Source organism: Halomonas gemina (assembly GCF_023554995.1).
Taxonomy (GTDB): domain Bacteria; phylum Pseudomonadota; class Gammaproteobacteria; order Pseudomonadales; family Halomonadaceae; genus Halomonas; species Halomonas gemina.
The window spans coordinates 117,485-130,948 of the sequence record NZ_JAMJPK010000003.1; the positions used below are offsets into that span (position 1 = coordinate 117,485).

At 68.9% G+C, this 13,464-nt stretch carries 14 protein-coding genes and 1 tRNA gene; 4 read left to right on the forward strand and 11 right to left on the reverse strand.

The window, feature by feature from the left end:
• Positions 1–36 precede the first annotated feature (36 nt).
• Both cmoA and cmoB read left to right on the forward strand, forming a co-directional pair.
• A complete protein-coding gene (gene cmoA, locus M8009_RS07240) occupies positions 37–780 on the forward strand; it encodes a carboxy-S-adenosyl-L-methionine synthase CmoA (RefSeq protein ID WP_250060160.1) in 744 nt (247 codons plus the stop codon).
• Between the two features lies 1 nt (position 781).
• Complete coding sequence (gene cmoB / locus M8009_RS07245; protein WP_250060161.1) at positions 782–1,774, forward strand: tRNA 5-methoxyuridine(34)/uridine 5-oxyacetic acid(34) synthase CmoB; 993 nt, start codon at positions 782–784, stop codon at positions 1,772–1,774.
• A 32-nt stretch (positions 1,775–1,806) separates the two neighbouring features.
• Here cmoB and M8009_RS07250 read toward each other — a convergent pair whose 3' ends face one another.
• From M8009_RS07250 to M8009_RS07285, 8 genes are all read right to left on the reverse strand, one after another.
• The gene (locus M8009_RS07250; RefSeq protein WP_250060550.1) at positions 1,807–2,862 is read right to left on the reverse strand and encodes an App1 family protein phosphatidate phosphatase; all 1,056 of its coding nucleotides are present in this window, start codon (positions 2,860–2,862) and stop codon (positions 1,807–1,809) included.
• Between the two features lie 247 nt (positions 2,863–3,109).
• Positions 3,110–3,784, reverse strand: coding sequence for a zinc metallopeptidase (locus M8009_RS07255; RefSeq protein ID WP_250060551.1), 675 nt, complete (start codon positions 3,782–3,784; stop codon positions 3,110–3,112).
• Positions 3,785–4,042: 258 nt separating this feature from the next.
• Positions 4,043–5,479, reverse strand: a complete 1,437-nt coding sequence (cysN, locus tag M8009_RS07260) for a sulfate adenylyltransferase subunit CysN (RefSeq protein ID WP_250060162.1) — start codon at positions 5,477–5,479, stop codon at positions 4,043–4,045.
• Positions 5,479–6,450, reverse strand: a complete 972-nt coding sequence (cysD, locus tag M8009_RS07265; RefSeq protein WP_250060163.1) for a sulfate adenylyltransferase subunit CysD — start codon at positions 6,448–6,450, stop codon at positions 5,479–5,481. The genes cysN and cysD overlap by 1 nt, the downstream gene beginning before the upstream one ends.
• A 120-nt stretch (positions 6,451–6,570) precedes the next feature.
• On the reverse strand, positions 6,571–7,368 hold the full coding sequence (locus tag M8009_RS07270; RefSeq protein ID WP_347709835.1) for a phosphodiesterase: 798 nt from the start codon (positions 7,366–7,368) through the stop codon (positions 6,571–6,573).
• On the reverse strand, positions 7,322–7,768 hold the full coding sequence (locus tag M8009_RS07275; RefSeq protein ID WP_250060164.1) for a DUF1249 domain-containing protein: 447 nt from the start codon (positions 7,766–7,768) through the stop codon (positions 7,322–7,324). Before M8009_RS07275 ends, M8009_RS07270 begins: the two co-directional genes overlap by 47 nt.
• A gap of 1 nt (position 7,769) precedes the next feature.
• Entirely contained in the window at positions 7,770–8,405 is a 636-nt protein-coding gene (locus M8009_RS07280; protein WP_250060165.1) for an NUDIX domain-containing protein, read from the reverse strand.
• A 79-nt stretch (positions 8,406–8,484) separates the two neighbouring features.
• Positions 8,485–9,132, reverse strand: a complete 648-nt coding sequence (locus M8009_RS07285; protein ID WP_250060166.1) for a tetratricopeptide repeat protein — start codon at positions 9,130–9,132, stop codon at positions 8,485–8,487.
• A 148-nt stretch (positions 9,133–9,280) separates the two neighbouring features.
• On the opposite strand from M8009_RS07285, the gene greB reads away from it, so the two are divergent.
• Complete coding sequence (gene greB, locus M8009_RS07290) at positions 9,281–9,820, forward strand: transcription elongation factor GreB (protein ID WP_250060167.1); 540 nt, start codon at positions 9,281–9,283, stop codon at positions 9,818–9,820.
• Here the strand turns inward: greB and M8009_RS07295 are convergent, their stop codons facing one another.
• The 3 genes from M8009_RS07295 to M8009_RS07305 are packed head-to-tail and all read right to left on the reverse strand — an operon-like array spanning position 9,821 to position 13,199.
• Positions 9,821–10,825 (reverse strand): methyltransferase, encoded by a 1,005-nt coding sequence (locus M8009_RS07295; protein WP_250060168.1) that lies wholly within the window; start codon positions 10,823–10,825, stop codon positions 9,821–9,823.
• The gene (locus M8009_RS07300; protein ID WP_250060169.1) at positions 10,822–11,646 is read right to left on the reverse strand and encodes a methyltransferase domain-containing protein; all 825 of its coding nucleotides are present in this window, start codon (positions 11,644–11,646) and stop codon (positions 10,822–10,824) included. Before M8009_RS07300 ends, M8009_RS07295 begins: the two co-directional genes overlap by 4 nt.
• A gap of 32 nt (positions 11,647–11,678) precedes the next feature.
• Positions 11,679–13,199: an amidase gene (locus M8009_RS07305; protein ID WP_250060170.1), complete on the reverse strand. Its 1,521-nt coding sequence runs from the start codon at positions 13,197–13,199 to the stop codon at positions 11,679–11,681.
• 129 nt (positions 13,200–13,328) lie between these two features.
• Here M8009_RS07305 and M8009_RS07310 point away from each other — a divergent pair.
• Positions 13,329–13,405, forward strand: a tRNA-Arg gene (locus M8009_RS07310).
• Positions 13,406–13,464 lie beyond the last annotated feature (59 nt).

Consider the following 13,464-nt stretch of genomic DNA (forward strand, 5'->3'; position numbering starts at 1 on the left):
AATGGCGCCCCTTTCCCAGGATATCCGGCCAGTTCCATGAGTGACGCATCTTACCGTGACGCGATCTTTTCGACACCCCTGGACCGGGTGGCGCGCTTTTCGTTCGACGAGAAGGTCGTCGCCTGCTTTCCCGACATGATCCGCCGTTCGGTGCCGGGCTACGGACAGATTCTGGGCATGCTGGGCCTGATCGCCGCCCGGCACCTGCGCCATGGAGCCCGGGTCTACGACCTGGGCTGCTCGCTGGGTGCCACCGGCCTGGCGCTGGCCGGGTCGCTGCCGCCGAATGCCTTCCGCTACACCGGGGTGGACCTCTCCCCCGCCATGGTGGCGCGGGCCCGGGAGACCCTGGCCGCGGAGTGCCCCGACCACGCCATGGAGGTACTCGAGGGCGATATCCGCACCCTGGACTACGCCCCCGCCGGCATGATCGTGCTCAACTTCACCCTGCAGTTCCTCGCCCCCGGGGACCGCGAAGCGGTGATCGGCCGGCTCTACCAGGCGCTGGAGCCCGGCGGCGTCCTGGTGCTCTCCGAGAAGGTAAAGGCCGCCGACGAGCAGGAAAACGCCTGGCTGGTGGAGCGCTACCACGACTTCAAGCGCGCCAACGGCTACAGCGAGATGGAGATAAGCCAGAAGCGCACGGCGCTTGAGAACGTGCTGGTGCCGGACACCCTGGCGGGCCACCACGAGCGCCTGGCCGGGGCCGGCTTCTCCCGCGCCCACACCTGGTTCCAGTTCCTCAACTTCGCCTCGCTGATCGCCTTCAAGGACGCCTGACATGCCGATCGCGCCCGAACACCGCGCCCTCTACCAGGCCTTCCTCGACCAGGGGCTGGATGCCTGGCTGGCCCGCCTCCCCGACCAGCTGGCACGCGGCCTGGACCGCCAGCGCTTCGGCGACCTGCCGGCCTGGGAGAAGGCCGTGGCCAAGCTGCCCGCCCTGCCCGACGACAGGCAGGTGAGCCTGGACGCCGACACCGTCAGCGTCGAGGTCGACCTCACCGAGGGCCAGCGCCGCCAGTGCCAAAACCTGCTGGCCAAGCTCGCGCCCTGGCGCAAGGGACCCTACCGACTCAGCGATATCCACATCGACACCGAATGGCGCTCCGACTGGAAGTGGCAGCGCGTGACGCCGCACCTGGCGCCGCTGGCCGGGCGCCGCGTGCTCGACGTCGGCGGCGGCAACGGCTATCACGCCTGGCGCATGGCCGGCGGTGGGGCCGCCTTCGTGCTGGTGATCGACCCCTCGCCGCGCTTCTTCTGGCAGTTCCGGGCGCTGCGCCACTTCGTCGGCGACGCCGACGGCGGCCGCACCCACTTCCTGCCGGTGGGCATCGAGGAGGTGCCCGAGGACCTGGGCTTCTTCGACACGGTGTTCTCCATGGGGGTGCTCTATCACCGCCCCTCGCCCCTGGAGCATATCCAGCAGCTCAAGGACGCCCTGCGCCCGGGCGGCGAGCTGGTGCTGGAGACCCTGGTAGTGGAAGGCGACGCCACCACGGTGCTGCTGCCGGGCGAGCGCTACGCCGCCATGCCCAACGTCTACTTCCTGCCCTCCTCCGCCGCACTCTGCCAGTGGCTCGAGCGCTGCGGCCTAGACAACGTGCGGGTGGTGGACGAGGCGCTGACCACCACGGACGAGCAGCGCGCCACCGAGTGGATGACCTTCCAGTCGCTCGCTGACTTCCTCGACCCCGAGGACCCGACCAAAACCCGCGAGGGCTACCCCGCCCCGCGCCGGGCGGTGGTCATGGCCAACCGGCCGCTCTGAGCCTCGCGGCAGGGTCGATGGACGCCCGGACCTCAGGCGCTATCGTCGGGCATACCGGCCACATCACGGCGCACGGCCGCCAGCCCATGGTCGGAGATGAACCCGCGCGCCTGGGCATGTTCCGCGATCAGCTCGCTGTCGGCCGCCAGTACCAGCTCGCAGCGGGTGTGGCGTATCTGGTCGCGCAACAGCTGGATGTCACGCTGGCGATCCACCCGCCGGTCCACGCGACGGATATAGATCGCCGCGACGCGTCCGGGATGGGCCTTGACGATGCGGGTGTAGACTTCGGGATCATGCTGGCCGCTGTCGCCGATCAGGATGCAGGGCACCCCCTCGAACAGCGCCAGCATGCGGCTGATCAGACGCTGCTTGTGATCCTCGGCCCGACGCGGCCAGGGGTGGCGTGCCGAGATACCCCACTCGCGCAGGAACAGGATCGGCCCGACAGGGATGCGATTGAGCTGAAAGAAGGTCTCCAGCACCTCGTAGATCGCCCAGGGCCCGCGTGACACGTAGAGGATGGGCCGCTCGCCCCGGTCATCCGCGCCGCGGTGCAGTGCCTGGTAGAGCGAGGCCACGCCGGGAAAGGCCGTGCGCTGATGGGGCTTCTCGATGAACAGCCGATAGAGCATCCGCAGCTTGTCGGCCACGCCGGTGTACATCACGGTGTCATCGATGTCGCTGATCACCAGCAGGTCGATCTCGGGGACCGGGATATAGACCTCCACGCTGGCGCGCACCGGCACCTCGTGCTCGGCCGTGACCCACAGCTCGGCGTGGTGCCAGGAACGATCGCCTGGCAGTGATGAGACGAGCGGCAGGTGGGCGTCGAAGTAGCCATCGCGGTCGGTGGTCACCGAGACGTGACTGTCGCCCAGGCGGATATCGACGCTGGCATCGGCCACGCCACGACGGGCGATGCGCCGCACCACATCGGCCAGGTCGCGCATGAAGCCGCGGCGCGGCACCATCCTGGACAGCGGCGTCTGACGAAACACGCGGCCCGTGAGAAAGGCTTCTCGCCTGGAGCCATACCCGCGGTAGGGGGTGACCGTCAGGCCGCCATGGCCATGATCGCGCTTCATCGGGCTGGCCACGAGCCCCACCAGCCGCTTCACGAACAGTGTGAGGTGTAGTAGCGCCCGCTTCACCCCCGCCACCCTGTCCCGTGACCCGGTCGATGCTTGCCGTTCATGGTAGGACGCTCCGGGCCATGTCGATAAACCCCATCCTAGCCCCAACCGGGCAGGTTCCGCATTACCCTCGCCTTCCTTGGCGGTTTTCGGCCCGCCGCCGGCAAGGTCGCGAAGTGTTGTCGCCTGCAGAGCGGGCCTACCGCCGCAGGATCACCAGCCAGCGCCCCAGGTTGAGGATGCTGGCCAACGAGGCCGCCACATAGGTGAAGGCGCAGGCGGTGAGCACATGCCGGGCGCCGGCCAGGTCGCGGGGCGGGAGGTACTCCTTGAGCAGCGGCAGGGCACGCTGGAAGCTGGCGTCGAACTCCACCGGCAGGGTCACCAGGTGCACCAGGGCCGCGGTGCCGAAGCTGATCACCGCGGCGGCCACCACGATGGCCAGGCCGCCCGGCAGGCGAGTCAGCACGAACAGGAAGGGAGCGGCCATCATCAGCAGCGCGCCGACCTTCTCGGCCTTCTGCGCCACCACCACCAGCCTCGAGCGGGCCAGCAGCGGCGCATAGCCCTGCTGGTGCTGGATGGCGTGCCCCACCTCGTGGGCCGCCACCGTCACCGCGGTGAGCGAGCGGCCCTCGTAGTTTTCCCGGGAGAGGCGCACGCGACGCGCCTCGGGGTCGTAGTGGTCGCCCTGGTCGGTCATCTCCACCCTGACCCCCTCCAGCCCCAGCCGCCGGATCAGGTGGTCGGCCAGCTCGCCTCCGGTCCCGGGATACTCGTCGCGCCCGCGGGCGTGGCGCGCCAGCACCCACTTCGCCCAGAGGTTGGGCAGCAGGAAGATAGCCAGCAGCAGGACAATTGCCAGGACGATGATCATCGGGGCAGGCTCCGGGGAAGGGTCAGGTCATTGGACCTAGCCTACCAGAGCCGGTTTCCTCGAGGCCCCGTCTTATCAGAGCTCGTAAAAGGGCGATAGCAGCTGCCTGGAGCGAGGGGCGCCGTGGGCAAGCCGGATAGGAGGTCCTGGTATGGATTGACCTGTCAAGGGTTCGGTAGTCTCTACTGCCTGCATCTCTCCTCAGTGCCTACGGATCAGCCCCAAGCGATAACCAAGGTGGTTCATCCGGCGCTTTTATAACAGCTCGCGCAGGTCCTTCGCCTCCCAGTGCGGGAAGTACTTGCGCACCAGGGCGTTGAGCTCCAGCTCGAAGCCGGCCCAGTCGACCTCGCCCGCCGGCCGGTCACCCGAATCGGCGACGCCGCGGATCATCCCCGCCCCCACCGTGACGTTGGAGAGCCGGTCGATGACGATGAAGCTGCCGGTGCCCGGGCTCGTGCCGTAGTCGTCCAGCGGCACCTCGGCGGTCAGCTCGACCCGGCAGCGGGCGATGGCGTTGAGCTCGAGACGCTCGGCCGGATGGCGCTCCAGGCTGTTGACGTCCACCTGGTGGAGGATCTCGCCGACCCGGCCCGACACGGAGCGCCCGGCCAGGCGGATATCGACCTGGCGACCAGGCGCGAGCGCCTCGTCATGCATCCACACGATATCGGCCTCGAAGGCATCGGCCATGGCCACCTCGGCGTCGGCGGCGACGATCCAGTCGCCCCGGGAGACGTCGATCTCGTCCGCCAGGGTCACGGTGATCGCCTGGCCCGGCCAGGCGGCCTCCAGGTCGCCCTCGAAGGTGACGATGCGCTCCACGGTCGACGTCTTCCCGGAGGGCAGCACCTTGATCGCCTGGCCCGGGCGCAGGATGCCGGCCTCGAGGGTGCCTGCATAGCCCCGGAAGTCCAGGTCGGGCCGGTTGACATACTGCACCGGCAGGCGCAGGTCGGTCAGGTTGCGATCGCGGCTGACCTCGATCCCCTCCAGCAGCTCGAGCAGCGGCAGGCCGGGTTCCCCATCGACCGAGTACCAGGGCATGCGCTCGCTGCGGTTGACGACGTTATCGCCCTCGAGCGCCGAGAGCGGCACAAAGTGGAGGTCCGGCGCGGCCAGCTGCCCGGCGAAGTCGCGGTAGTCGGCGACGATCTCGTCGAAGCGCGCCTGGTCGAAATCCACCAGGTCCATCTTGTTGACCGCGATCACCAGGTGCTGGATGCCCAGCAGGTCGGCGATGAAGCTGTGCCGGCGAGTCTGGGTCTGCACGCCGTAGCGCGCATCGATCAGGATGATCGCCAGGCTCGCCGTGGAGGCGCCGGTCGCCATGTTGCGGGTGTACTGCTCGTGGCCCGGGGTGTCGGCGATGATGAACTTGCGCTTGTCGGTGGAGAAGAAGCGGTAGGCCACGTCGATGGTGATGCCCTGCTCCCGCTCGGACTGCAGGCCATCGACCAGCAGCGCCAGGTCCACCGCCTCGCCGGTGGTGCCGCTCTTCTTCGAGGCCTGGGTGATCGCCGCCAGCTGGTCGTCGAAGATCATCTTGGAGTCGTGCAGCAGCCGGCCGATCAGGGTCGACTTGCCGTCGTCGACGCTGCCGCAGGTGATGAAGCGCAGCAGGTCCTTGTTCTCGTGCTCGTGCAGGTACTGCTCGATGTTGTCGGCGATCAGGGTCGATTGGTGTGACATCAGAAATAGCCCTCGCGCTTCTTCTTCTCCATGGAGCCGGCCTGGTCGTGGTCGATGGCGCGGCCGCTGCGCTCAGAGGTGCGGGTCAGCAGCATCTCCTGGATGATCTCGGGCAGGGTGTCCGCCCGCGACTCCACGGCACCGGTCAACGGGTAGCAGCCCAGGGTGCGGAAGCGCACCCACTTCTCTTCGGGCACCTCGCCCTCGGCCAGCGGCATGCGCTCGTCGTCGACCATGATCAGCATGCCGTCACGCTCGACCACCGGACGCGGCGCGGCGTAATAGAGCGGCACGATGGGAATGCCCTCGAGGTGGATGTACTGCCAGATGTCCAGCTCGGTCCAGTTGGAGAGCGGGAAGGCGCGGATCGATTCGCCCTTGTTGACCCGGGCGTTGTAGAGGTTCCACAGCTCCGGACGCTGGTTCTTGGGGTCCCAGCGGTGGTGCCGGTCGCGGAAGGAGAACACCCGCTCCTTGGCGCGGCTCGCCTCCTCGTCGCGGCGCGCCCCGCCGAAGGCGGCGTCGAAGCCGTATTTGTCCAGCGCCTGCTTGAGGGACTGGGTCTTCATCACGTCGGTATAGCCGCTCGAGCCATGGTCGAAGGGGTTGATGCCGGCGGCACGCCCCTCCTCGTTGATGTGCTCGATCAGCTCCATGCCGGATTCCGCGGCCATGCGGTCGCGGAACGCAATCATCTCGCGGAACTTCCAGGTGGTATTGATGTGCATCAGCGGGAACGGCGGCGGCCCGGGATAGAAGGCCTTGCGCGCCAAATGCAGCATCACCGAGGAGTCCTTGCCGATGGAGTAGAGCATCACCGGGTTGGCGAACTCCGCCACCACCTCACGGATGATGTGGATCGACTCGGCCTCGAGCTGCTGGAGGTGGGTCTGCCGCTGGCGCGACGGCGCCAGGGCGCCGGTGGCCGCCTCGAAGGCGCTCTCGCGTGACGGTGCGTGAAGACTGCTCATGGCCCGGCTACCTCGCATGACGTTGGGCGGGTGAGATCATGCGAGACAGGGTAACGCCGGGCCGATAATAACCCAAAAGAATTAATAACTATCTTTTTATAGCCATATTGGCTATTACACTCAGGGGTCGACGCGCTCCACCCAGGTCTCCAGTTCGCCGTCCCCGAGCTCGATGAGGCGGTAGCCCGGCCGAGAGGCCTCGTCGAGGGCGAAGGTCGCGGAGCCGGGCAGGAACTGGTCAATGGTAGCGGGGCAGCCATAGGCCGGTACCTCGCCGTCGGCCAGGGCATAGGTGCCGTGGAAGGCCTGGTGGACATGGCCGAAGAACACCCCCCGGACCTGAGGATAGGGGGCGACGACCCGCCAGAAGGCCTCGCCGTCGGCCAGGCCGATCTCGTCGAGCCAGGCCGAACCGACGGACAACGGCGGATGGTGCATCACCAGCAGCGTCGGCCGGCCATCGGCCGCGAGACGTTCGTCCAGGGTGGCGAGGGCCGCCTCGCCGAGCTCGCCATAAGGCTGGCCGCTGACGTGGGTATCCAGCAGCAGCGCCCGCCAGTCACCCAGGTCCAGCTCGTCGTGAAATGCATGACACTCGGCCATCAGCGCCGGCCGGTCGTGGTTGCCGGGGAGCCAGAACCAGGGCGCGTCGAGCCGTGACAGCGCCTGCTCCGCCAGCCGGTAGGAGGCCGCCGTCTCGTCCTCGCTGACGTCGCCGGTGACCAGCACCCGCTCCGGCCGCTGCCGGTTCACCGCATCCACCACGGCCTCCAGCTGGCGCAGCGGGAAGCCCGCCCGGGCGCGGGCCGCGGGGTCGGCCTTGAGGTGGAAATCGGTGATCTGGACCAGTCGCATCAGCGCAGCCTTCTCGTCAGGGCAGTTGGGGCAGGTCGAGGGAGTGGCCATGGGCCAGGCCATGGTCCAGCCACTCGCCGAGGAAGCGGTTGAGCTGCAGCTTCTCGTCGGGCTGGTGCATGCGCGAGTTGGGATAGCGGTAGCGGCCGTCGAAGTGGCGCTGGCGCTGAAAGTCGGTGACCTCGGCCATGCGCACGTCGTGGTATAGGTGCACGCGCATGCGCGGGGTGTCGATCAGCGTATCGAGCACCCCACGCTGGGAGACGCGCACGATGCTGGTGTAGGGGGCGCGCTCCTGGAGCTTGAGGCACAGCGCCCCCAGGCGACGGCCATGGTTGTGCAGCTCGACCTCGCGGGTCTCGCCGACCTCCAGGTCGCCCAACAGCCGGGTCAGCCGGATGAAGTTGGCGGTGCACTCGCCCTGCAGGGTCTTCAGGTCGGTGACGTAGGCGTTTCTCGGCACGCTACCTCCTTGCTCGCAACGACGCACGTTCACCGGCCAGCCAGTGGAAGGCGATCAGGCACATGGCATTGTCGAGTCGTCCGGCCTGGAGGAGTTCCCAGGCCCGGGTAAACGGTAGCACATGCACGCGGATGTCCTCGTGCTCCTCGTCGAGCCCGTGCACGCCGCCGAGCCCGCGGCTGTCGATCAGGCCACAGAAGAGGGTGACACGCTCGTCGCAGGCCCCGGGGCTCGGGTAGTAGGTGTGCAGCTCGATCAGCTCGCCCACCTCGCAGCCGGCCTCCTCCATGGCCTCGCGGCGCGCCACCTCGGCGACACTCTCGCCGCGCTCGACAAGCCCGGCCACCACCTCCACCTTCCAGGGGGAATCGGGATCGTCGAGGGCACCGGCACGGAACTGCTCGACCAGCACCACGCTGTCGCGCTCCACATCGTAGAGCAGCACCCCCACGGCATCGTGGCGGTGGTGCACCTCGCGCACCACCCTGCCACTCCAGCCGCCCTCGAAGAGGCGATGGCGCAGGTGGAGCTCCTCCAGCCGGAAGAAGCCCTGGTGCAGGCAGCGCCGCTCGGCCAGGTCCACGTCGGCGGCCGTGAAGGGCACCGCGACGGTCAAGTCCTGATCGGTCTCGCTCATGCCGGTCTCCGGGTCGCGCAAAGGCCCCATTATCGGGACCCGGAGCGGGAATGCCAACCGCCCTGCCCTCCTGCGCGCCTCAGAGACGCTCGAGCAGCGCCCTGGCCTCGCCGCGCAGCGCCTCGTCGGAGGCCCGGCGGGCCTCCCTGGCCTGGCCGTCCATGGCGCGACGGGCATGCTCGCGGGCCTCGTCGCTGCGGCCCTCGTCCTCGAGGAAGGCGGCATAGTAGTAGTTGACGTCGATGCCCTGGGGACGGATCGCCAGGGCGCGACGGAACATCTCCTCTGCGGTCTCGGCATCGCCGAAGGCCACCGGCCAACCTGGCGCCCGATCATAGAGCGCTCCCAACGTCACCCAGGCGGAGCCGTTGTGTCCCTCGGGGTCGAGCTCGACGGCACGCTTCAGCAACCTGCGCGCCTCCTTGGCCGAGCCCAGCGCCGCCAGCCCCCCGGCCTCGCGGGCATGCGAGGCGAGGATGATCCCCCGCCAGACCAGCACCCGGCTCTGCCGAGGATGGGATTCGGCGAGATTCGCGCCCTCCTTCGCCAGCGACTCGAGCGCGGCCTCGCGGCGCTCCGGTGCCATCTCGGTGGTGACCCGCTCCCAGCGATGGCGCAGCGAGAAGAGCTCGTCCTCCCATTCCATGGTCTCGGCCAGGAGCTGGGACAGCGGGGCGGCGGCCAGTAGCAGGCAGAGGGCGGCAGCGAACGGTGGGCGTCGCAGCATGGGGCATCTCCTTGTCGCGATGTTGTTATGGTCGATGGATACCAACAATGTAACGAACGTTTGAATGAACGGCCAGCCATGCACCGACTTGGCCACACCGCTCGGGTGGCGTATGTTCGCCGCCAGAGACAAGACCGCGAGGAACGCCATGAAAGGCCGCAACATGACGCGCTGGCGCGATCCCGCCAAGGACCCGCGCCAGGAACCCAAGAGCAACCTGATCACCGGCGAGGGAGCCGAGCGGCTGCGCGGCATCCTCGACCACCTCGCGCGGGTCAAGCGCCCGGCCCTCTCGGCCAAGGTGGGCGAGGCAGCGGCGCTGGGCGACCGCAGCGAGAACGCCGACTACACCTACAACAAGAAGGAGCTCAACCGGGTCATCGCGCGCATCCGCTACCTGACCAAGCGCCTCGACGAGCTCACCGTGGTGGACCGCCTGCCGGCGGACACCGGCAAGGTCTTCTTCGGCGCCTTCGTCACCCTGGAGGACGAGGAAGGCGAAGAGATGCACATCCGCCTCGTCGGCCACGACGAGACCGATACCACGAAGCACTGGATCAGCGTCGACGCGCCCTTGGCGAAGGCGCTGCTCGGCCGGGCGCTGGACGATGAGGTGACGGTGGCCGCCCCGGGCGGCGAGACCACCTACCTCATCACCGAGATCGCCTACCGCGACCCGCAGACCTGATCAGCCCTTCACCGCCCGATAGACCCGGAAGCGCCGGTCGTCGGCCAGCACCTCGAAGCCGCCGAAGGCCCGCTCGAGCAGGTCCGGATAGGGCAGGAAGGCGTTGGCCACCAGCAGCAACTGGCCGCCGGGGCGCAGATGGTCGGGCGCCTCGAGGATCAGCCGCCCCGCCGGGCCATAGTCGATCGCCCGCTCCTGATGGAAGGGCGGGTTGCTGACGATGGCATCGAAGCAGCGCTCCCCCAGCGCCGAGTAGACGTCGCTCGCCAGGACCTCGCCCTCGAGGCCATTGGCCGCCAGGGTGCGCCGGGTCGCCTCCACCGCGAAGTGGCCCACATCCACCGCCGTGACCCGCGCCCCGCGCATCGCCAGCCAGGCCGCCAGGATGCCGTCGCCGCAGCCCATATCGAGGACGTCACCTGCCGTCGCCGGGAGAACAGCGGGCAGCGTCTCCAGCAGCAGTCGGGTGCCGTCATCCAGCTTGCCGTGGCCGAACACGCCGGGGTGGCTGACCAGGCGCAGCTGCTCATTCCCCAGGCCGGCCTCGAAGGTGGTCCAGGCGGCGTCCGGGTTGATGTCCACCCGGTCCAGGCGGGTCGCATAGAGGCCGCAGCGCCGGGCGCTGTCCAGCTTGCGACAGCCCAGTCCCAGGGCCGCCAGCGCCTTGAGGACCCGCTTGATGCCGCCCTGGTTCTCGCCCACCAGCTGCAGTGGCGTCCCCGGCGGCAGGTAGGCACAGAGCCACAGCAGCCACCATTCCCCGAGGGCGTGGCTCTTGGGCCAGAACAGCACCGCCCCCCGTGGGGCCAGGTCGACGCCATCGAAGGGCGAGTGCGCCGGCTGCCCACGGGCCCGAAAGGCCGAGAGCACGCCCTCATCGGCGGAGAGCAGGCTCCCCTCCCCCGTCTCCAGCCAGGCGTCCCGGGGGGGCGCGACCCACAGCCAGCCGCAATAGTCGTCCTGCTGACGCGCCAGCAGCTGGCAGACGGGGGTCTCGGCACTCATGCGGTGGCCTCCTCAGGGGGTCGAGTCGGTCGCTCCAGGGTATAGAGCAGGTAGCGGCCCAGCCGCCAGTGGGGGTCGACGCGGCAGTAGCGCTGCTCCAGCGCCAGCAGCCGTTCCCGGTCGGCATCGCTCTGCGGCGGTTCGCGCAGGTAGTCGGCAAAGACCCGGATACCCGCCACCTCACGGATCGCCAGGCCGTTCTCGGCGCTCCAGGCCTCGATCTGGCCATGGGTCAGCGGCGAGATCGGCGTCAACCGCTTGCGCAGCCCCTTGCCCTCGAGCCGGTCGGCCAGGGCCTTCTCCAGGTTGCCCTTGACCACGTTGGAGAGCCGCAGCGCATCGCGGTTGAACACCATCAGCGAGAGCTGCCCGCCCGGCGTCAGCAGGCTGGCCAGGGTGGCCAGGGCGCTCCGCGGATCCGCCAGCCACTCCAGCACGGCATGGCAGGCGATCAGCGACCAGGGGCCGGGCGCCACCTCGGGCAGTTCCTGGAGCGGCGTCTGCAGCACGCTCACCTCATGCCCCGCCAGCGACTCCCGGGCTCGAGCCAGCATCTCCCCGGAGGGCTCGGCCAGGGTCACCGCGTGGTCGCGCTCGGCGAACCAGCCGGCCAGCTGGCCCAGGCCGCCACCCACGTCGAGAACAGGCTGGCCATGAAGGGCGAGCATCTCGGGCAGCAGGCGGTCGAGCAGTGCCAGGCGCAGCTCGCCGCGGGGGCCGCCATAGAGGCTCGCGGCAAACTTGTCGGCGAGTCCATCGAAATGACGATCGCCCTGCGCGGAAAGGGGAGAGGCGTGGGGGGCCGGGGGCTGTCGCGTCATGGTCGCTTCATCGGCTGGGGACGCGCAGCATTTTACCTGGACACCTCCGCCTGTGCGATCGGTCGCGGCAGGTGAGCGGCCCAGTTCACCTCGGCCTCGAGCTGGGCAGCCAACGCCAGCAGGCATCGCTCTCCCCCCATGGGTGCCAGCAGCTGCACCCCCACCGGCGAGCCATCCGGCGTGACGTGGAGAGGCACCGACATGGCCGGCTGGCCGGTGAGATTGGCCAGCTGGGTAAAGGGCGTCATGCGCAGCGAGTCGGCAGCCAGGCGCTTGAGCAGGCCGGCCTTGAGCGCCAGGTGCGAGGCACCGGGAATTGCCAGCAGCGCCATCAGCCGCTCCCGGGCACGGGCCGGGTACAAGGCACCGCGCAGCGGCGCCGGGGTGGCCGCCACCGGCATCAGCAGCAGGTCGAAGCGGCGGTGAAAGGCCGCCATATCCCATGCCACGCGATTCCAGTAACGTTTGGCGGTCTCGTAGTCCCGCGCCGGCAGGCAGCGCCCCAGGCGACCGATGGCCCGGGTGGACGGCTCGAGTTCGAGACGCGAGACCGGCACGCCGGTCTGGTCGCTGATCCACACCAGATCCGCCGCCAGATGCCCCAGATAGAGGGTCAGGTAGCTGTCGGCCAGGGCACCGCCCTCGACGGTCGGGTCGACCCACTCGAGGTGATGGCCCAGCGCCTCGAGGCGCCGAGCAGACTGCTCGACGGCCCGTCGCACCTCGGGGTCGAGATGAGTGCCCAACGGCGCTCCCAGCGGCTCACCGAACGACACGGCCACCCGTAGCTTCTCCGGCGGGCGCGACAGCGCCGCCAGGAAGCCCTGTTCCCGCGGCAGTGGCCAGGGGCTGCCCGCATCCATCCCGTTGATGGCATCCAGCAGGGCGGCACTGTCACGTACGCTGCGTGTCAGGGCGTGCTCCACCACCGCACCCTGCCACACCTCCCCGAACATGGGCCCCAGCGGCACCCGCCCGCGCGACGGCTTGAGCCCGAAGAGCCCGCAATGACTGGCTGGAATGCGGATCGAGCCGCCACCATCACCGGCCAGGGCTAACGGCACCAGGCCGCCGGCCACCGCCGCCGCGGCACCACCGCTGGAGCCGCCCGGGGAATGCGCGGGCTGCCAGGGATTGACCGGGTGCGGAAAGGCCCGGGGTTCGGTAATGCCCATCAACCCCAGCTCCGGGGTGGTTGTCTGACCCAGGATAGTCAAGCCCGCCTCGCGCAGGCGACGCACCAGGGTCGAATCTTCCGATGCTCGCCAGTCGGCCATGGCAGCACTGCCGAAGGCCAGCGGCTCACCGCGGATGGCCATCAGCAGATCCTTGGTCAGGGTTGGGACGCCGGCAAAGGGAGCCTCCGACTCGACGGCTCGACCCTCAACGGCGGCCTTTGCGAAGCGGGTGCGGACCACCGCCCCCAGAGCAGGATTATCGGCCTCGATGGCGGCCCGGGCCGCAGCAGACACCTCCTCGCGGCTCACCTCACCACGGCGTATCAGCGCCGCCAGCCCCAGCCCGTCATAGGCGCGATACTCTCGTACTTCCATGCACGTTCCTCTCGCGGCATATCAGGCCCCAGCCTACTCGGCCGGCCTTGACGCCACCAGGCAACGCCACGACAGTCAGGCGCCGCGGTTTATCTCGGCAGCGACTTTCCCTATAATGCGGCGCACAAAGCCCCCATAGCTCAGCTGGATAGAGCGTCCCCCTCCTAAGGGGAAGGTCTCAGGTTCGAATCCTGATGGGGGCACCAGATCCCCTCCTACGCCCCCACACGCTGCAATAGACAGCCCAAGAGCCGGGCAGCTGCGG